Here is a 19,183-nt window from a genome sequence, read left to right on the forward strand (position 1 = left end):
AAACCGCCGCCTGGGCGGCGGCTCGGGTGTGGCGCTGATCGGCCGCAAGCGGCGCGTGGGGAAAGCCGCGAGGTTTTCCGGCTTCCGCGGTTCAACCCGCCGCGTCCCCCGCCGGCACGACCGGCCGCGTGCCGCGCAGCCGCTGCGCGATCCGCACGAGCGCGAGCCACTGCTGCGCGATCACGCCGTCGCCGTAGTCGAGCCCGCGGCCGTGCGGCGCGGGCAACTGGTCGCGAATGCCGGTCGGCTCCGGCGCGCGGTTCCACGACGCGGTGCGGAACATCACGTCCCACCACGGGAACAGCACGCCGAAGTTGCAGCCGTAACGCGTGCCTTCGTGGCCGTAGCCGATTGCGTGGTGTCGCCGATGGAACGTCGGGCTCACGACGATCCGCTCCAGCACCGGCCCGAACGGCAGCCGCGCGTTCACGTGCTGCACGCTCTGCATGAAGTTGCCCAGCGCGACGAGCACGACGAACTGCGCGGGCGGCACGCCGATGACGAGCGAAATCCCCGCGAAAAACGCGGCCTGGATGACGTCGTCGATGAAATGGTTGCGGTCGTCGCACCACAGCGACATCTGCTGCTGGCTGTGATGGACCGCGTGCAGTTCCCACCACACGCCGAAGCGATGCTGCCAGCGGTGATACCAGTAGCCGGCGAAATCGAGCGCGACGAGGTAGATCAGAAACGACACGACCGGCCGGTCGGTGACGCCGGGCCACATGCCGTCCACCTCGATCGACGGGATGTTGTGAATCGCCATCAGGCTCTGCCAGTGGTTGAACACCGGTTGCAGCACGAAGAAGAAGCCGATGTTCAGGATGCCGAGCTTCGAGATCCACGTATAAACGACGTCCGCGCGCAGCGCGCGGCGGTCGCGCCACGGCTCGGCCGGGCGCAGCGCCTCCAGCGGCCGCAGCAGCGCGTACATCGCAACGATCTGCAACAGGCCGACGATCACCCAGTACAGCGCGTCGTAGGTGTCCTCGTCGTAGCCCATCAACCCGAAGCGGTAGAACAGCGGCTGAACCACATCGACGTAAAGCAGCGTCTGCAACACGGACACGCCATTGTCGAGTTGGGAGAGCAGCGTATCGATCATCATTCGGTTACCTGAGTGCGGGCGAAGTTTGAGGTACGTGAGCGGATGCGCACGGCCGTCAATCCGGGTTGGGCGCGTACACCGGCGCGCTGTTGGCAAAGTAGATGCCGTGCGGCGAGCGGCCGACCGGAATCGTGTCGATCAGCTTGCGCGTCGTGAGGTCGATGATCCCGATGTGCCGCGCGAAGCGGAACGTGACCCACAGATAACGCTTGTCCGCCGACAGTTCCATGTCGTCCGGGCCGGGGCGCAGGCCGGTGATGTCGGCGGTCTTCGTCAGCGTCGTGTAGTCGATGATGCTGATCGTGCTCTCGACGCGGTTGCTCACGGCCACGTGCTTGCCGTCGTCGAGATTGCGGAAGTTGTGCGCGCCGCGCCCGGTCTGGATTTTCTTCACGAGTTGCCGGGTGTGCCAGTCCACCACCGCGACGTCGTCCTCGCCGGTCATGCCGACCAGCAGATACTTGTCGCCGGGCGTCATCCACAGACCCGCCGGCGTGCTGCCGACCGGCAGCTTCCACAGCACGGTCTGCGTCGGCAGGTCGATCGCGGCGACCTCGCCGGTGTCCTGCAGCGTGACGAACGCGGTGCGGTTGTCCGACGCGAACGTGATGTGGCTCGGCGTCTTCGCGAGCGGAATGCGCTTCGCGAGCGTCACGTTCGTGCCGTCGTAGCGGTACACGTCCACCCGGTCGAGCCGCAGGCCGGCGGTCACGAACCACTTGTGATCCGGCGAGAAGCCGAGCTGGTACGGGTCCTCGATCCCCTCGACGCGGCGCTGCACCTTGCCGGTATGCGGATCGAGGAACAGCAGGTCGTTCGACACCGAATCGGCGACGATCAGCGACTGCCCGTCCGGCGTGATCATCAGGTGATGCGGCTCCTTGCCGGTCGGCTCGGTCGCGACGACCTGGCGGCTCGCCTCGTCGACGAGCGACAGCTGCGCCTCGCCGGAGTCGAGCACGATCACCTTGTCGTCGGCGTGCGCGAGCGCGCTGCACGCGAGTCCGCCGGCCAGCGCGGCGGCGGCGAAACGGGTTCTGGTAAAGCGAATCAACGGGAAAGAAGGCATTTCGTAAGCGAAGAACAGGCGGTGAGACGCGGCAACCCGGTTTGTGCTGTGATGGCGAAAGGCTGGCCTGCCGCGTGGGGTATGCCCGGCTTAACGCGTGAGTGCGGATTTCCGATGACGCGCGGCGCAGATTCCGCGCATTCCGCCTGTTCGGCGAGGCCGGCGCGAACCCGTGGCGCGCGAGTTGCGGCGCGGGTTCCGTCCCTGTCCCCGATGAGGCCCGCATGGACCCTCGCCCCCGCGACGAACCCGCCGACGCCGGTCTCACCGGCCGCACGAGCACGGCGATCCGTGAAGGACTGGAAGGCCGCCGGCGCGGCATCGCGCTGCTGCTGCCGTTCGCCGGGCCGGCGGTCGTCGTGTCGGTCGCGTACATGGACCCCGGCAACTTCGCGACCAACATCCAGGCCGGGGCGCGCTACGGTTACGCGCTGCTGTGGGTCGTGCTGCTCGCGAACCTCGTCGCGATGCTGTTCCAGAGCCTGTCCGCGAAACTCGGCATCGTCACCGGGCGCAATCTCGCCGAGGTGTGCCGCGACCGGCTGCCGAAGTCGCTCGTCTGGGCGATGTGGGCGGTCAGCGAAATCGCGGCAATGGCGACCGACCTCGCGGAATTCCTCGGCGGCGCGATCGGGCTGTCGCTGCTGTTCGGCCTGCCGCTCCTCGCCGGCATGGCGATCACGGCAATCGTCACGTATGGGCTGCTGCTGTTCGAGCGCGCCGGCTTCCGGCCGCTCGAACTCGCGATCGGCGCGCTCGTCGGCGTGATCGGGCTGTGTTATCTCGTCGAGATGTTCATCGCGCCGATCCGCTGGCCCGAGGTGTTCCGCCACGTCGTGACGCCCGCGCTGCCGGACGCGCGGGCGGTGACGATCGCGGTCGGCATCATCGGCGCGACGGTGATGCCGCACGCGCTTTTCCTGCATTCCGGGCTCATGCAGGCGCGCGCGGCGGTGCGCAGCGACGCGGAGCGCGCGAAGCTGCTGCGCTTCTCGAACGTCGAAGTCGTGATCGCGCTGACGATCGCCGGGCTCATCAACATGGCGATGGTCATCATGGCGGCGGCCGCGTTCCACCACGGCAACCCGGACGTCGCGGAAATCGGCACCGCGTACCGCACGCTCGTGCCGCTGCTCGGCGCGGCGGCGGCCGGCATCTTCCTCCTGTCGCTGATCGCGTCCGGGCTGTCGAGTTCGGTGGTCGGCACGCTGGCCGGCCAGATGATCATGCAGGGTTTCGTCGGCTTCCGGATTCCGCTGTGGCTGCGCCGCGCGATCACGATGGCGCCGGCTTTCGTCGTGGTCGGCCTCGGCGCGAACACGACCGACGCGCTGGTGCTGAGCCAGGTCGTGCTGAGCCTCGCGCTGCCGTTCCCGATGGCCGCGCTCGTCTGGTTCACGAGCCGCCGCGACGTGATGGGCGCGCACCGGAACCGGCCGCTGACCGCGCTGCTCGCGCTGGCCGGCGCGGTCGTCGTGTTCTCGCTGAACGTGGTGCTCGTGATGCAGGCGGCCGGCGTGGCGATGCCGGGTGGCGCATGAGCGCGAGCCGCGCGTGCAAAGACACGCGAAACCATGCACCATAGGCATCTTTCGCCGCACCGGGCGCCGGCCGAACCATAGCGCCTTTACGACCATTCCCGATCAGCCATGACGAATCAGCCCGCTCAAGCCGCGTCCGACGCACCCGTCGATATGATCATCTTCGGCGGCGCCGGCGACCTGGCCGCCCGCAAACTGCTGCCCGCGCTGTACATGGCGCACCTGCACCGCAACCTGCCGCCCGAAACGCGGATTCTCGCGGTCGGCCGCCGCGACTGGAGCATCGACCAGTACCGGCAGTTCGTCGACGAGCAGTCGCGCCCGTTCATCGACGAGAAGGCGTTCGACGCGCAGGCGTGGGACCGCTTCCTCGGCCTGTTCGCGTACGTGCGGATCGACGTGAACGACGCCGGCGAATACCAGCGGCTCGTCGAGGCGTCGCGCCCGCACGCGCTGCGCGTGTTCTACCTGTCGACGTCGCCGGAGCTGTTCACGACGATCTGCGACAACCTCGCGAGCGCCGGTCTCGTGGACAACCGTTCGCGCGTCGTGCTCGAAAAGCCGCTCGGCCACGATCTCGCGTCCGCGCAGGCGATCAACGAGTCGGTCGGCCGGCACTTCGGCGAGTCGCAGATCTACCGGATCGACCACTATCTGGGCAAGGAGACGGTGCAGAACCTGATGGTGCTGCGCTTCGGCAACCCGATCTTCGGGCCGCTGTGGCAGGCGCCGTACATCCGCAGCGTGCAGATCACCGTCGCGGAGACGGTCGGCGTCGGCAGCCGCGCGGGTTTCTACGACCATACCGGCGCGCTGCGCGACATGGTGCAGAACCACCTGCTGCAACTGCTGTGCATCGTCGCGATGGAGCCGCCGGTGTCGCTCGACCCGGACGCGGTGCGCGACGAGAAGCTGAAGGTGCTGCGCTCGCTGCGGCCGATGTCGCTCGCGGACATCGCGCGCGACACGGTGCGCGGCCAGTACGCGGCGGGCGCGGTGGACGGCGCGCCGGTGAAGGGTTATCTGGAAGAGGACAACGTGCCGGCGGACAGCCGCGCGGAAACCTTCGTCGCGCTGCGCGCGCACATCAACAACTGGCGCTGGGCCAACGTGCCGTTTTTCCTGCGCACCGGCAAGCGGCTGCAGAAGCGCCAGTCGGAGATCGTGATCGACTTCGCGGACCTGCCGTTCTCGATCATCCCGAGCGGCCCGCGCAACTACGGCAACCGGCTCGTGATCCAGCTTCAGCCGGAAGAGTCGATCCAGTTGCAGATGCTCGCAAAGGAACCGGGCAGCGGCATGAGCATGGTGCCGGTAAGCCTGAACCTCGATTTGCAGCAGGCGATTCCGGAACGCCGCGCGGAAGCGTACGAGCGTTTGCTGATCGACGTGATCCGCGGCCGCCTCACGCACTTCATGCGCCGCGACGAACTGGAAGCCGCCTGGACGTGGGTCGAGCCGATCCTCGACGGCTGGCAGCAACTGGGCGACCGGCCGCGGCTCTATACGGCGGGCACCTTCGGGCCGGCCGCGTCGTCCGCGCTGCTCGCGCGCGAAAACATGGCGTGGGCGGAGGAAGCCTGACCGGGACCGGCGTCGGCGTCGCCGCGCGCGGCCGCTACGGCTTCGCCAGGTCGAAGCCCGCGAGCGCGACGACGCCGCTCAATGCGATCATCGGCACCGAATGCCGGCCGAGATAAAGAATGGCTGCCGCAAGCCACGTGGCGGCCACGAAAGCGCCGATGCGCCGCATGACGAAACTCCCTGCTGATGGGCTGATGGTATGACTCTGCATGGCCCTGCGCGGCGTGCGCCGCGCGGGCGCGGAAACCGGAAACGGATGCCGGACGTCCCGCGCGGGTTGCGCGGCGGCGGTGGCGGTCGAACCGGCTCGTGCGCCGCCCGGCAACCGCCGTTCCCGTGCGCGCGGGGCCGGAACCGGCTGCCCGCGTGGGCCGAAAAACGAGCATCGATTGTATCGGCAAAAGAAAAATCGCGAAGGCGGGTCCACGTGCGGTGCATCGCCATGCGGCGGCGCGAGCGGCCTGCGCATATTTCACCTCTGTCGATCCTGAAACATTGCGTTGATGTGCGACCGCGCCGACACGCGCGGGCGGCGGAATGCCGAATAATCGCGTAAAGCAATCGAAATCAAGGACCTGCGCTGCACGCGCGAATTTGAACGGCTATCATGCGTGCCGTTTCGACCGTCGCAATCGCGCCGGCCGCGTTACCCGCTGTTACGAAAGCACGCCGATCGTTTCACCTGTGCTCCGGACGCGCTTCCAGACTGCGACTCACCTTCACTGAAGTCGCATTCGATCGACAAGGAGCGAACCATGAGCAGGAAAATTTTCGGCGCGGCGCTCGGCCTCGCGCTGCTCGCGGCATCGGCGGCCGCGTCGGCGCACGTGGATCTCGCGGTCGGCATCAACGTGCCCGCCGTCGCGTATGCGCCTGCGCCGCCCGTCGCCTACGTGCAGCCGGCGCCGGTCGCGGTCGGTTACGGCGGCTGGCGCGAGCACGACTGGCGCGCGTGGCACGAGCGCCGCGAATGGCGCGAGCGCCAGTGGCACGAACGCGAGCGCGGCTATCGGCGTTGAACCCGCCTTACCCTGCTTGAACCCGCGGCGTCCGTCCCAACCTCGGACGGACGTCCGCTCACGAAAAAGAACATCATCGGAATGAAACTGAAAAGAAGCAGTATCGAAGCCCTCCTGATCGCCGCCGCGCTCGCTGTCGGCACCGCCGGCACCGCCAACGCCGAAGGCTGCCTGAAAGGCGCGGCCGTCGGCGGGATCGCCGGCCACTACGCGGGGCATCATGCGGTGATCGGCGCGGTCGGCGGCTGCATCGTGGGCCGTCATCTCGCGAAGAAACACGCCGAAGAAATGGCCGCGCAGCATCAGGAACACCAGGCGGCCGCGAACGTCCCGGTCCACGCAACGCAGCAATAAGCGGTAACACAGCGGCCGAACCCCGGCCGCCCTCTTTCCAACGCTGGAATTCACGTGAAAAACAAGACGCGTCATCACAAGCACCCGTCGATGTCCCCGCTGCTGCGCGCACTGACGTACAGCCGCACCGCGCATGGTCCCGTCACCGATGCGATGCTGTTGCAGGGCTACGCGGCGCTCGACGCCTTCCGCCGCGGCCACGGCTCGCGCGAGTTGTTCGGCACGCTCGCGCGTTATCTGCTGATCGCGGAAGAACTCGCGCGGCTCGGCCACCTGGCAGGCCTGCTCGCGGACGTGCAGCGCGCACACGCGGCGATGGTCGCGCTCGACACGAGCGAGCCGGCCGACGGCTCGTGGCGCGCGGACGACGCGCAATACGCGCCGCTCTGCACCGCGCTCGCGATTCTCGATGCGCAACTGTCGGAAGCGTCGCTGAGCGACATCGCGATGGCCGAGACGCGCATGGTCGAAGGCTTGCTGAAAGCCGACAGCGCGAGCGCGCGGATCGCGGAGTCGGTTGCGCGTTGATTGTGCGTTGATCGTGCGGCGTTCGGCTGGCGTTGCCTGCCTCAAGGATGCGGACGCGCGTTCAGTCGTCGGCGGCGCGTCAATCCACGAACGTCAGCGACTGCACGTGCGCCGTCGCTTCCCGCTGTAACGCGCGCCGCAGCGCGCGATAGCGGCGCAGCCGTTCCTTCCTCCATCGCGGCGACCGGCATCGCGCCCGATGCGCCTTTCGCCAGCAGCCGCGCCTTCAGCGCGTGATACGCGTCCTCCATCGCCGCGACGGCCTCTTCCGTCCGCGCGACGTCGTCGCGTCGAACGCCGGAGGTTTTCGCGTCGTCGGCCGCGTCCGCCTGCCTCTCCACGTAATCGAGCAGCGCGACCGCCTCACAAACGCGTGCCGGTCATGGCACGCGCGCCGCATCGCCCGTGCGCCGAACCCGCGCGCCTCCGCCGCCTCGCGCTGCCGCGCCCAAACCGCGCGGCGCGGCGCACTCCGTTATGATGGCCGAAGCCGGCGCGCCGACCGGCCCTTCAATCGAACCCGGAGACACTGATGCAGATGCAATGTTATTGCGTGACCCATCATGGCCAGCCGCTCGAACGCGTCGAAAAGGCCGTGCCGCAGCCGCAGCGCACCGAGGTGCTGCTGCGCGTGAAGGCGGCCGGCCTGTGCCATTCCGATCTGCACATCTGGGAGGGTTATTACGACCTCGGCGGCGGCAAAAAGCTGTCGCTTGCGGATCGCGGCATCCGCCTGCCGCTCACGCCGAGCCATGAAATCGCCGGCGAAATCGTCGAGGCCGGCCCCGACGCGGGCGACGTCGAGATCGGCGCGCTCGTGGTCGCGCATCCGTGGATCGGCTGCGGCGAATGCGCGGCCTGCCAGCGCGGCGAGGAGAACCTCTGCGTGCAGCCGCAATCGCTCGGCATCATGCGCGACGGCGGTTTCGCCGACTACGTGCTGGTGCCGCATCCGCGTTATCTGGTGAATCTCGGCGGCCTCGATCCGGCGCGCGTCGCGCCGCTCGCCTGCGCGGGTGAAACGACCTACAGCGCATTGAAGAAGTTCGGCGCGCGCATCCACGAAGGGCCGGTCGTCGTGATCGGCGCGGGCGGGCTCGGGCTGATGGCGATCGAGGTGCTGAAGGCGCTCGGCGGCCACGGCGCGATCGTCGTCGACGTCGATGCGGGCAAACGCGACGCCGCGCTGAAGGCCGGCGCGCTGGCCGCGATCGACGCGCGTGCGCCGGACGCGGCGAAACAGATCGTCGATGCGACCGGCGGCGGCGCGCGCGCGGTGCTCGACCTCGTCGGCGCGACGCCGACCGTCACGCTCGCGTTAGATTCGTGCGCGCGCGGCGGACACGTAGTGATCGTCGGGCTGATGGGCGGCGACATCACGCTGTCGCTGCCGGTCATTCCGATGCGGCCGTTGAAGATCGAAGGCAGTTATGTCGGCACGCTCGACGATCTGCGCGAACTCGTTGCGCTGACGCGCGACGGGAAGATGAAGCCGCCGGTCGTCACGAGCCGGCCGCTCGCGGAAGCGAACGACGCGTTGCAGGCGCTGCTGCACGGCAAGGTGGTCGGGCGCACGGTGCTCGTGCCGTAGCGGCGCACGCCCGTTGCCGCGCGCACGCGGACCGAAGCCCGCGTGCACCGTCATGCCCGCCGATCAGAAGTCGAACCCGCCGCCCGCGCCGCCGGGACCACCCGCCGGTGCGGCCGGCTGCGCGTCCTTCGGCGCTTCGTGCACGGTCGCATCGGTCGTCAGCAGCAGGCCCGCGACCGACGCCGCGTTCTGCAACGCGGTGCGCGTGACCTTCGTCGGATCGAGCACGCCCGACTCCACGAGATCGCCGTACTTGCCGGTCGCCGCGTCGTAACCGAAGTTGCCGGTGCCGGCCGCGACCTTCGCGACCACCACGCTCGCCTCCTCGCCCGCGTTCGCGACGATCTGGCGCAGCGGCTCTTCGAGCGCGCGCAGCACGATCTTGATGCCCGCGTCCTGATCGCGGTTCGCGCCGGTCAGTTCGCTGATCGCCTGCTTCACGCGGATCAGCGCGACGCCGCCGCCCGGCACGATCCCCTCTTCGACCGCCGCGCGCGTCGCGTGCAGCGCGTCGTCGACGCGATCCTTCTTTTCCTTCACCTCGATTTCGGTCGCGCCGCCGACCTTGATCACCGCGACGCCGCCCGCGAGTTTCGCGACGCGCTCCTGCAACTTCTCGCGATCGTAGTCCGACGTCGCCTCCTCGATCTGCACGCGAATCTGCTTCACGCGCGCCTCGATGTTCTTCGGGTCGCCCGCGCCGTCGATCACCGTCGTGTTTTCCTTGCCGACCTCGATGCGCTTCGCCTGGCCCAGTTCCGCGAGCGTCGCCTTGTCGAGCGTGAGGCCGGTTTCCTCCGCGATCACCTGGCCGCCGGTCAGGATCGCGATGTCTTCGAGCAGCGCCTTGCGGCGGTCGCCGAAACCCGGCGCCTTCACCGCGACCGTCTTCAGGATGCCGCGAATGTTGTTCACGACGAGCGTGGCGAGCGCCTCGCCTTCGACGTCCTCCGCGATGATGAGCAGCGGCCGGCCCGCCTTCGCGACCTGTTCGAGCACCGGCAGCAGGTCGCGGATGTTCGACACCTTCTTGTCGTGCAAGAGGATGTACGGATCGTCGAGCACCGCGATCTGGCGATCCGGGTTGTTGATGAAATACGGCGACAGGTAACCGCGATCGAACTGCAACCCTTCGACCACGTCGAGTTCGTCCGCGAGCGACTTGCCGTCCTCGACGGTAATCACGCCTTCCTTGCCGACGCGGTCGATCGCTTCCGCGATGCGCTGGCCGATCGACACCTCGCCGTTCGCGGAGATCGTCGCGACCTGCGCGATCTCCTTGCTCGTCGTGGTCGGCTTGCTGATCTTCTTCAGTTCTTCGATCGCGGCGATCACCGCCTTGTCGATGCCGCGCTTCAGGTCGAGCGGATTGAGCCCGGCGGCCACGTACTTCTGCCCTTCGCGGACGATCGCCTGCGCGAGCACGGTCGCGGTCGTCGTGCCGTCGCCGGCCAGGTCGCTGGTCTTCGACGCGACTTCCTTCACGAGTTGCGCGCCGATGTTCTGCACCTTGTCCGCGAGTTCGATTTCCTTCGCGACCGACACGCCGTCCTTCGTGACGACCGGCGAGCCGAAGCTGCGTTCGATCACGACGTTGCGGCCCTTCGGCCCGAGCGTCACCTTGACGGCGTTCGCGAGAATGTTGACGCCTTCGACGAGCTTCGCGCGCGCGCCGTCGCTGAAAATGATTTCTTTTGCTGCCATAAGTCGGTGCTCCTTCAGGAATTGACGACTGCGACGATGTCCTCTTCGCGCAGCACCAGCAGTTCGTTGCCGTCCACCTTGACGGCCTGGCCCGCGTACTTGCCGAACAGCACGCGCTCGCCGGCCTTGATGTCGGGCGCGATGCGCCGCCCTTCGTTGTCGCGCCGGCCGGGGCCCACGGCGATCACTTCGCCCTGGTCCGGTTTTTCGGCGGCGCTGTCGGGAATCACGATGCCCGACGCGGTTTTCGTTTCCTGGTCGAGACGCTTGACGATCACGCGATCGTGCAACGGACGGAGACTCATCTGCGGCTTTCCTCTGCAAAGATTGACGATGACCCTGGCACTCGCCGCATGCGAGTGCTGATCGAAAGCCGAGTATAGGAACGCTGCATGCGCGGCTCCAATAACGGATTCGCACAACGTTATCGAGCGAAATGATTTATCGAAATCCGATATGCGGCCGCGCAGATAACCTTATTGCATTTCGTTCTTTTTCGAATGGACCGCTAACGTATAGCGTTATTCGATATGACCGACTCCACTTCTTCCACCTCGACGCCCGTCGCATGGATCGCCGGCGTCGGCGCGCATGCCGGCCTCGGCGCGGCGCTCGCGCGCCGCTTCGCGCATCAGGGCTTCACGGTCGTTCTCACCGGGCGCACCGCGTCGCGCATCGAAGCGACTGCCGCGCAGATCCGCGAGCAGAACGGCCGCGCGCATGCGATAACCGGCGACGTGTCGAACGAGCAGGACGTCGCGCGCATCGCCGGCGAACTGCGCTCATACGGACAACTGCGCAGCGCGATCTTCAACGCGGGTAATGCGGTGCGCGCGCCGACACTCGAACTCAGCCCCGAACAGTTCGAATCCGCATGGCGCACGAACGTGCTCGGCGGTTTCCTGTTTGCGCGCGCGGCGTTGCCGCTGCTGCTCGAAGCACCCGGCGCGGCGAATGACCCGCATGGCGCGGGGAGCCTGCTCTACACCGGCGCGACCGCTTCGTTGCGCGGGCGTCCGCCGTTCGCCGCATTCGCGTCCGCGAAAGCCGGACTGCGCTCGCTGTCGCAAAGCCTCGCGCGCGAATTCGGGCCGCGCGGCGTGCATGTCGCGCACGTCGTGATCGACGGCGGCATCGACGGCGAACGATTGCGCGCCGCTTCACCGCAACGCGCGGAACAGGCCGGCGCGGACGGGCTGCTGAACCCGGACGCGATCGCCGACAGCTACTGGCAACTGCATCGTCAGCATCGCAGCGCGTGGACGCACGAACTGGATCTGCGGCCATACCGCGAACCCTTCTAGCGAGGACACATCGATGGGCACCGTACTGGACGAACCGCCGCGCGCCGCGAACCGGCACGCGGTCGAAGCCGAACTGAACTATCTCGCGCCGGGCCAGGGCCGGCCGGTCAACTATACGTTCGAGCCGCCGCCCGGCACGCCGTGGAATAGCGGCGAACTCGCGCCGACCCGCGTGACGATCCGCGACGCGCGCCCGCTCGCGGCAGCCGGCGAGTTCTCGCTGGACCGCAGCGGCTTTCAACTAGTCGCGCATCGCAGCGCGGTGGACGACTTCAGCGACGACAGCGTGATCCGCCTCGTCTATTATCCGGAAGCCGAAGCATTGCTGCGCGACGCGACCGGCGCGGAGAAGGTCGTGATCTTCGATCACACGCTGCGCGACAGCGAAGGCGGTTCGCGCGCGAATGCGTCGCTGCGCGAGCCGGTGCGCCGCGTGCACAACGACCAGACGTTCGTGTCCGGCCCGCGCCGCGTGCGCGACCACCTGAGCGCCGACGAAGCCGGACAGCGGCTGAAGCACCGCTTCGGGATCGTGAACCTGTGGCGGCCGCTATCGGTCGTCGAGCGGCTGCCGCTCGCGCTGTGCGACGCGCGCACGATCTCGCCCGACGACCTCGTGCCGAGCGACCTCGTCTATCGCGACAAGGTCGGAGAGACGTATTCGTTCGTCGCGAATCCCGCGCACCGCTGGTACTACTTCCCGCGGCTGCGGCCCGACGAGGCGCTGCTGCTGAAGATCTACGATTCGCGCGACGACGGCACCGCGCGGCTCACCGCGCACACCGCGTTCGACGCTCCGCATACGGCCGCCGACGCGCCGCCGCGCCGCAGCATCGAACTGCGGGCGCTGCTGTTCTGGCCGGCGCAGTAAGTTTTCACCGCGTGTTTCAGGCCATCAACAATGAACAGGGCCGCGCATGCGCGGCCCTGTCTGCATCGACACGACGACGATCCGGATGATCGATCAAGCCTCGGCCGTCTGCGCCTCTTCGGCCCGGTAACGCGACTGCGGCCGCTTCAGGCCGAGATTCGCGCGCAGCGTACCGCCTTCGTATTCGCTGCGGAACAGCCCGCGCCGCCGCAATTCCGGCAGCACCAGTTCGATGAAATCGTTCAGGCTGTCGGGCAGCAGCGCCGGCATCACGTTGTAGCCGTCCGCGCCGTAATTCACGAAGCGTTCTTCGAGCGCGTCCGCGATCTGCTGCGGCGTGCCGACCACCTGCCAGTGTCCGCGCGCGCCGGCGACACGCAGATACAGTTCGCGAATCGTCAGGTTCTCGCGCCGCGCGAGGTCGAGCGTCAGCGCCTGGCGGCTCTTGCTCGCGTTCGTTTCCGGCAGTTCCGGAATCGGCCCGTCGAGCGGATAGCCGGACAGGTCGAAGCCGCCGGTCAGCGTCGACACCATCGCGAGCCCGACCGCCGGATCGATCAGCGCCTGAAGCTCCGCGAACTTGTCGCGCGCCTCGCTTTCGGTGCGGCCGACGATCGGCATCACGCCCGGCATGATCTTCAGGTCGTCCGGCTCGCGGCCGAATTGCGCGAGACGCCCCTTCACGTCCGCATAAAACGCGACCGCGTCGGCGGTCGTCTGCTGCGCGGTGAAGATCACTTCGGCCGTACGCGCCGCGAGCGCCTTGCCCGCCTCCGACGACCCCGCCTGCACGACGACCGGATGCCCCTGCGGCGCGCGCGCGACGTTCAGCGGCCCGCGCACCTTGAAGAACTCGCCGCGATGGTTCAGCACGTGACGCTTCGCCGGATCGAAGAAACGGCCCGCGTCCTTGTCGCGCAGGAATGCGTCTTCGTCCCAGCTATCCCACAGCCCGCTGACGACGTCCGCGAACTCGACCGCGCGTTCGTAGCGCCGCGCATGCGCGAGATGCTCGTCGAAGTTGAAGTTCTTCGCCTCGTGCTCGCTCGACGACGTGACGAGATTCCAGCCCGCTCGCCCGCCGCTGATGTGGTCGAGCGACGCGAACTTGCGCGCGATGTGATACGGCTCGTTGAACGTCGTCGATGCGGTGCCGACGAGGCCGATCCGCTCCGTCACCGCCGCGAGCGCGGACAGCAGCGTGAGCGGCTCGAACTGCGCGACGTAGCTGTGCGCCGTGCGGCTCAGGAAATCGACGTTGTCGCCGCGCGTGCCGGAGCCGTCCGCGAGAAACACCAGATCGAACTTCGCGGCCTCCGCCGCCTGCGCGAGTTGCACGTAGTGGCGGAAGTTGCTGCCCGCGTCCGCGAGCGAATGCGGATGACGCCACGCGGCGATGTGGTGTCCGGTCGGATACAGGAAGGCGCCGAGGCGCAGTTGTCCGGTGCGTTGGCTCATGATGGCTCGTCGTTCGCGGCTCGATGAAAAGCGGGCTTATGTGCGCTTATGCGTGCTCACGCGCTCTTGCGCCACCACTGCGCGTTGTCGGGACGCGCAAGCCCGAAGTGCTCGCGCAGCGTCGTGCCTTCGTATTCGGTGCGGAACAGCCCGCGCTTTTGCAGGATCGGCACGACGCCGTCGACGAAATCGCCGAGGCCGTCCGGCAGCGCATCCGGCATCAGGTTGAAGCCGTCGGCCGCGCCGCCGTTGAACCAGTGCTCGATGTCGTCCGCGACCTGCTCCGGCGTGCCGACGACCACGCGATGCCCGGTGCCGCCCGCGAGCGAGCGGATCAGTTCGCGCACCGTGTAGCCGTGACGGCGCGCCTGCGCAATCGTCGCGTGAAAGAACGTGTGGTTGCCGTTGCCTCCGCCGGGCAGCGCGAGGTCCTCGGGCAGCGGCGCGTCGAGCTTCAGCCGGTCCGCGTCGATGCCGAGCGTGCCCGCGAGACGGTTCAGGCTGTAGCGCCACGGAATCCGGTCGACCAGTTCGTCGCGGCGGCGCAGCGCGTCCGCCTCGGTTGCGCCGATGATCGTCGTGAGGCCCGCGAGCACCTTCACGCCGCCGTGCCGCCCGTAAGCGGCCGCGCGCGTGTTCAGGTCGCGGCGATACGCGGCCGATTCTTCGAACGACTGCGACGCGGAAAAGACCGCCTCCGCGTAACGCGCGGCGAGATCGCGACCGTCCGCCGAGCCGCCCGCCTGCACCAGCACCGGATAACCCTGCGGCGAGCGCGGCAGGTTGAGCGGCCCCTGCACGCTGAAATAACGGCCGCGATGCGCAACCGGATGCACCTTCGCGACATCGACGAAACGGCCGCCTTCCTTGTCGCCGACGAACGCGTCGTCCTCCCAGCTGTCCCACAGCGCCTTCACGACTTCGGTGAACTCGGCCGCGCGCGCATAACGCTCCGCATGGTCCGGCACCGCGTCGCGGCCGAAGTTGCGCGCGGACGCGAGATCGGCCGTCGTCACGACGTTCCAGCCCGCGCGGCCGCGGCTCACGTGATCGAGCGTCGCGAAGCGGCGCGCGATGTTGTACGGCTCGTTGTAGCTCGTCGACGCGGTGCCGATCACGCCGATGTGCGTCGTGCCCGCCGCGATGCTCGCGAGCAGCACCGTCGGCTCCAGCGCCGTGATCGGACGAAAGTCGATCTGGTCGACGATCGCCGCGTTGTCCGCGAGGAACACCGCGTCGAGCTTGCCCGCTTCCGCGATCTGCGCGACGCGCACGTAATGGCCGACGTCGACGAACGCATGCGGGTCCGCGTGTTCGAGCCGCCACGCGGACGGCACGAAACCCGAGTGCAGGATGTTGACGTTCAGATGCAGACGCCTCGGCGCGTCGTGGGCCGGAGTGCGGCTCATCGATGAATCTCCGTAGCTTCGGGCGTGACCGCGCGCGCGGCGCGGCACGCGGTATTAATGGACTTTGGGAAAACCGTGGCGCTCGGCCAGCAGATCGAGAATGCGGCGGGGGTCGGTGACGAAACGCGTGTCGCCTAGCGTCTGCGCGTCGGCGGGCGCGGGCAACTCGTCGCCGAGCACCAGCACCGGCAGTCCCTGATGCGCGTCGTCGAGCGCCGCGATCACCGCCGCGCGCGGCCGCTCGAACGGCAGACGGCGCACGTCGAGCCGCGCGACCTTCGACGGATCGCTCGCCAGCAGCCCTTCGATCGGCGCGCCGTCGGGACAGATGAAACGTTGACCCGGGTACTGCGGGTCCGTGAACCCGGGTTCCAGCAACAGAAGAAGATCGCGGCTCATCGCGCGGCACCAGACGAAAACGAGAACCGGCTCATTGTCGTCGGCGCCGCGATGCGCCGCCACGAAGAAATCCGCAGATCGATATACGTTCACGCACTAAACGCGCGCCACGGCGCGCGCATTCGGTGCGTTTAGCGTGTTCAGCGCGCCGCGTCGCCCCAGCGGTATTCGACGGTCGCTTCGTCCAGCTGCGTTTTCAGCTCCGGCGCGAGCACGAAGCCGGCAGCCGCGAGCGACGCGTCGAGCTGGTCGGGACGGCTCGCGCCGATCAGCACCGACGTGATCGTCGGGTTCGCGAGCACCCATGCGATCGACGTCGTGATGAGCGGCTGCCCCGCGGCCTCGACGATGCCGCGCAGTTTGTCGATCGTCGCGAACTCGCGGTCGTGCCAGTAGCGGTCCTGATACATCGAGCCCGCCTTGCCGACGCTGCCCGTGAAGCGCCCTTCGGACGGCGCCGCATCGTGCCGGTACTTGCCGGTCAGCAGACCGCCCGCGAGCGGGTTGTACGGGATCACCGCGAGTTGTTCTTCCGCGGCGAGCGGCAGCAGTTCGCGCTCGATCTGGCGGAACAGCAGGTTGTAGCGCGGCTGCACGGACACGAAGCGCGCGGTGCGCAGCACGTCCGCGCGGCCGAGCGCGCGCGCGAGCCGGTACGCGAGATAGTTCGACACGCCGATGTAACGCGCCTTGCCCGAGCGGACGATCGTGTCGAGGGCTTCGAGCGTTTCGTCGAGCGGCGTTTCGCGGTCGTCGGAATGCAGCTGGTACAGATCGACGTAATCGGTGCCGAGGCGGCGCAGCGACGCGTCGATCGCATCGAGCAGGTGCTTGCGCGACGCGCCCTGGTCCCAGGGCGACGGGCCAACCTTGCCGCACGCCTTGGTGGCGACGATGAAGCGGTCGCGGCGGCCCTTGAGCCAGCGGCCGACGATCTCCTCGGTGCGGCCCGCGTGCTCCTCGCTGCCGCCGAGCGGATAGACGTCGGCGGTGTCGATGAAATTCACGCCGGCGTCGGTCGCCTTGTCGAGGATCTGGCGGGAGACGTCTTCGTCCGTCTGAAGGCCGAAGGTCATCGTGCCGAGGCACAGGCGCGAGACGCTGAGGCCGGTGTTGCCGAATTTTCGGTATTGCATGCTGAGGCTCTCCTTCGAAGCGGGGCTGGCTTGGGGTGGTTCGAAGGATAGCGCGTTATCGGGGATGGGGTGGGGTCGGAGGCGGGCGGCTTACGGGGGTGTAAATCGTCTGGGCGGGGCTTGACCGGAAGTGGCAGGTCGATAAGCATCCTGAATCGTTGACAGTCACTCGCCCCCCTGAGGCGCAATTTGCGCATTGTTATGCACCACGACCGCGTAAAAGCCGGATCGCCGATTGAAGCGCTCCTGAGCGACCCGGAGCAAACGAAGGATGTCGAAGTCGCCGCGAGGTGAACCGGGCGTGCGGGCGTGGAAGCGCCGCGCGATTCAAAGCGGCCAGGCTTTGTCCTTCCCGTAGCCCAGGTGATCGCCAACGCTCCACCGGGCGCCCGCTCGAAGATCGCCTTCCGGCGCGCAGCCACTGCTCGTTGAGAGTCGATCGGTCCAGTGTCCCCGGTACAAACTTGCCGTCAGTTCAAGCCTCGCCCACAGGGATCGGACAGGCTCTTCATTTATTGCGCGGAACCCCCATAAAACTATCCCGTGACTGAACCGCCGCAGAAAATGCGCTCACCCCGCCCATCGCATGATCGAGAGTGGCAATCGCACGGTTGAGCGACGCGGCCTCCGCCCCATACGTCCTCGCTTCCCGCATGTAGAAATTTATGGCATCGAGGCCTTCGAGCATCCGGGCTTCGTTCTCCGGTTGCCCGGGCCAGCTTGCGCTCAACATCACCGCAGGCGGCGAAAAGCTGTCATCCATGCTGGACAGCACACACCCCGTCCCGATGTGAATCACCCTGCAGGCAGGGCGGTCGGCATGAAATTGCGGCAGTGTGGCGAGAAACTCAAGGAGTGGAGACATATAGCCTCTGGCGTTTCAGTGGGGCGGCCTGCTTCTGAAGCCCGCGCAGGCGCAATCCGGATCGACCGCCGCAACGCCCCTGCGGTGCGGAATTCCGTGCGGATGGTGCCGCCTGCCGGCAAAAGAAATGCGCGGCTAGTGAGCCGTCAAGACCATCAGGATATCCGCATACCATGCATTGTTCAGCCCGAGCGACTCGTCCAGTTGCTCGTCCCGGCCGCGCATATCGATGGTCGAGGAATGGACGCCCAGCAGCAGCCACGGCAATTCGTCAGGCTTCCTGCCTTCCGATGGCGCGCTCAGCACAACCGGCGCTCCGCTGGTGCCGCGATGCGTTCGCGCATCGGTGACGAAGCAGCCCTTCCCCTGGAAACGCAGGCCGAATGCCGATGCCAGCACGCCTTGCCGGACGACCGGCAAATGGTGCAACGAATCGTGGAAACCCAGCGGAAAACCAACGATCAGCAGCGACGCCCCGATCGGCATCACGTCACCGGAACGCGGCAGATGGCCGGGGCCGAACGCATGAAACTTCGCGCCCGACGGCAACGCAGCCCGGTCGAGTTCGATGACGGCGACATCGATCTCGCCGCCATCATCCGTTCCCTGACGCCAGAGGGGATGCCCCGCCGTATATAACGGAACCGACAACCACGCGGCGGCCGCCAGGTTCTCCGCGTCGACATGGAATTCGATCTCCAGGCGGTCGGGAAAATGCTCGCCGGACACGTCGATCATCACGTGGCGGCTGGTCACGAGGAACAGCCGCGTGCCCTGCTGGAAAAAGAAGCCGCTTGCATTGGTCAACCGACGTTCCTGCGCGAACGTACAGACGCGCGTCACGGCGAGAAGCAGTCCATCCGCGCCCACCTGGGCATGCGGCTCAGGCAGACCCGCCCGGCGTGGATGAGACGCGGCAAGCCCGCTGCGCGGCTGGGCCGATCCCGTGGCGGGCGGCACCAGTCCGGCAAGCAACTCTACCAGCGCATCGTGCTCCGGCCCGCATCGTTCGGACGACAGAAACGCGCCCACCGCCCATTCCGACACGGCCCCCGCCGACGCCGCGTTCGGCACGTGCCGGACGACGGGCGCCTTGCGCTCGCCACGGCGCAGAAACCATCTGTCGCCGTTGGAACTGCGATGGAATTCGAGCGCATCTTCGCTCGTTCCAGCGCCAGGTTCCATCTCAGTCAGGTGAGAATCCACAGGCACTCCCGATGTGATCGTGATACCGCTGCCCGAC

At 67.6% G+C, this 19,183-nt stretch carries 19 protein-coding genes; 8 read left to right on the forward strand and 11 right to left on the reverse strand.

The features are described from left to right. Positions 1–91: 91 nt before the first annotated feature. Positions 92–1,105 (reverse strand): sterol desaturase family protein, encoded by a 1,014-nt coding sequence (locus tag BLV92_RS16905; RefSeq protein WP_090547258.1) that lies wholly within the window; start codon positions 1,103–1,105, stop codon positions 92–94. A gap of 58 nt (positions 1,106–1,163) precedes the next feature. Beyond that, positions 1,164–2,177, reverse strand: a complete 1,014-nt coding sequence (locus tag BLV92_RS16910; protein ID WP_090547260.1) for a YncE family protein — start codon at positions 2,175–2,177, stop codon at positions 1,164–1,166. A 224-nt stretch (positions 2,178–2,401) separates the two neighbouring features. Between BLV92_RS16910 and BLV92_RS16915 the strand changes: the two genes are divergently transcribed. After that, positions 2,402–3,718 carry an Nramp family divalent metal transporter gene (locus BLV92_RS16915; protein ID WP_090547261.1) on the forward strand — a complete coding sequence of 439 codons (1,317 nt, stop codon included), beginning with the start codon at positions 2,402–2,404 and terminating at the stop codon, positions 3,716–3,718. A gap of 108 nt (positions 3,719–3,826) precedes the next feature. Beyond that, a complete protein-coding gene (zwf, locus tag BLV92_RS16920) occupies positions 3,827–5,302 on the forward strand; it encodes a glucose-6-phosphate dehydrogenase (protein ID WP_090547263.1) in 1,476 nt (491 codons plus the stop codon). A gap of 34 nt (positions 5,303–5,336) precedes the next feature. Here zwf and BLV92_RS32925 read toward each other — a convergent pair whose 3' ends face one another. Continuing rightward, complete coding sequence (locus BLV92_RS32925) at positions 5,337–5,471, reverse strand: hypothetical protein (protein ID WP_090547265.1); 135 nt, start codon at positions 5,469–5,471, stop codon at positions 5,337–5,339. Between the two features lie 586 nt (positions 5,472–6,057). Here BLV92_RS32925 and BLV92_RS16930 point away from each other — a divergent pair. The 4 genes from BLV92_RS16930 to BLV92_RS16950 all read left to right on the forward strand — a co-directional run bounded on the left by BLV92_RS16930 (position 6,058) and on the right by BLV92_RS16950 (position 8,794). Further along, the gene (locus BLV92_RS16930; protein WP_090547266.1) at positions 6,058–6,321 is read left to right on the forward strand and encodes a hypothetical protein; all 264 of its coding nucleotides are present in this window, start codon (positions 6,058–6,060) and stop codon (positions 6,319–6,321) included. 81 nt (positions 6,322–6,402) lie between these two features. After that, positions 6,403–6,675, forward strand: a complete 273-nt coding sequence (locus tag BLV92_RS16935) for a hypothetical protein (protein ID WP_177197962.1) — start codon at positions 6,403–6,405, stop codon at positions 6,673–6,675. Positions 6,676–6,723: 48 nt separating this feature from the next. Continuing rightward, positions 6,724–7,203: a hypothetical protein gene (locus tag BLV92_RS16940; protein WP_243842552.1), complete on the forward strand. Its 480-nt coding sequence runs from the start codon at positions 6,724–6,726 to the stop codon at positions 7,201–7,203. A 538-nt stretch (positions 7,204–7,741) separates the two neighbouring features. Then, positions 7,742–8,794, forward strand: a complete 1,053-nt coding sequence (locus tag BLV92_RS16950; RefSeq protein ID WP_090551084.1) for an alcohol dehydrogenase — start codon at positions 7,742–7,744, stop codon at positions 8,792–8,794. 63 nt (positions 8,795–8,857) lie between these two features. Here BLV92_RS16950 and groL read toward each other — a convergent pair whose 3' ends face one another. Continuing rightward, positions 8,858–10,498, reverse strand: a complete 1,641-nt coding sequence (groL, locus tag BLV92_RS16955; protein ID WP_090547269.1) for a chaperonin GroEL — start codon at positions 10,496–10,498, stop codon at positions 8,858–8,860. A 14-nt stretch (positions 10,499–10,512) separates the two neighbouring features. Continuing rightward, positions 10,513–10,803, reverse strand: a complete 291-nt coding sequence (gene groES, locus BLV92_RS16960) for a co-chaperone GroES (RefSeq protein ID WP_090547271.1) — start codon at positions 10,801–10,803, stop codon at positions 10,513–10,515. A gap of 225 nt (positions 10,804–11,028) precedes the next feature. On the opposite strand from groES, the gene BLV92_RS16965 reads away from it, so the two are divergent. Next, the gene (locus BLV92_RS16965) at positions 11,029–11,802 is read left to right on the forward strand and encodes an SDR family NAD(P)-dependent oxidoreductase (RefSeq protein ID WP_090547272.1); all 774 of its coding nucleotides are present in this window, start codon (positions 11,029–11,031) and stop codon (positions 11,800–11,802) included. A 13-nt stretch (positions 11,803–11,815) separates the two neighbouring features. After that, on the forward strand, positions 11,816–12,673 hold the full coding sequence (locus BLV92_RS16970; RefSeq protein WP_090547274.1) for a CmcJ/NvfI family oxidoreductase: 858 nt from the start codon (positions 11,816–11,818) through the stop codon (positions 12,671–12,673). Between the two features lie 93 nt (positions 12,674–12,766). On the opposite strand, the gene BLV92_RS16975 is transcribed toward BLV92_RS16970, so the two are convergent. The 6 genes from BLV92_RS16975 to BLV92_RS17000 all read right to left on the reverse strand — a co-directional run bounded on the left by BLV92_RS16975 (position 12,767) and on the right by BLV92_RS17000 (position 19,146). Then, positions 12,767–14,131, reverse strand: a complete 1,365-nt coding sequence (locus BLV92_RS16975; RefSeq protein ID WP_090547276.1) for an LLM class flavin-dependent oxidoreductase — start codon at positions 14,129–14,131, stop codon at positions 12,767–12,769. A 56-nt stretch (positions 14,132–14,187) separates the two neighbouring features. Continuing rightward, positions 14,188–15,540, reverse strand: coding sequence for an LLM class flavin-dependent oxidoreductase (locus BLV92_RS16980; RefSeq protein ID WP_090547277.1), 1,353 nt, complete (start codon positions 15,538–15,540; stop codon positions 14,188–14,190). A 54-nt stretch (positions 15,541–15,594) separates the two neighbouring features. Continuing rightward, on the reverse strand, positions 15,595–15,939 hold the full coding sequence (locus tag BLV92_RS16985) for a DUF3088 domain-containing protein (protein WP_090551087.1): 345 nt from the start codon (positions 15,937–15,939) through the stop codon (positions 15,595–15,597). Positions 15,940–16,079: 140 nt separating this feature from the next. Next, positions 16,080–17,075, reverse strand: coding sequence for an aldo/keto reductase (locus BLV92_RS16990; RefSeq protein ID WP_090547279.1), 996 nt, complete (start codon positions 17,073–17,075; stop codon positions 16,080–16,082). Between the two features lie 508 nt (positions 17,076–17,583). Continuing rightward, entirely contained in the window at positions 17,584–17,940 is a 357-nt protein-coding gene (locus BLV92_RS16995; RefSeq protein ID WP_090547280.1) for a hypothetical protein, read from the reverse strand. Between the two features lie 135 nt (positions 17,941–18,075). Continuing rightward, entirely contained in the window at positions 18,076–19,146 is a 1,071-nt protein-coding gene (locus BLV92_RS17000) for a trypsin-like peptidase domain-containing protein (protein WP_309147466.1), read from the reverse strand. Positions 19,147–19,183 lie beyond the last annotated feature (37 nt).

This window comes from Paraburkholderia caballeronis (assembly GCF_900104845.1).
In the GTDB taxonomy this organism is placed as follows: Bacteria; Pseudomonadota; Gammaproteobacteria; order Burkholderiales; family Burkholderiaceae; genus Paraburkholderia; species Paraburkholderia caballeronis.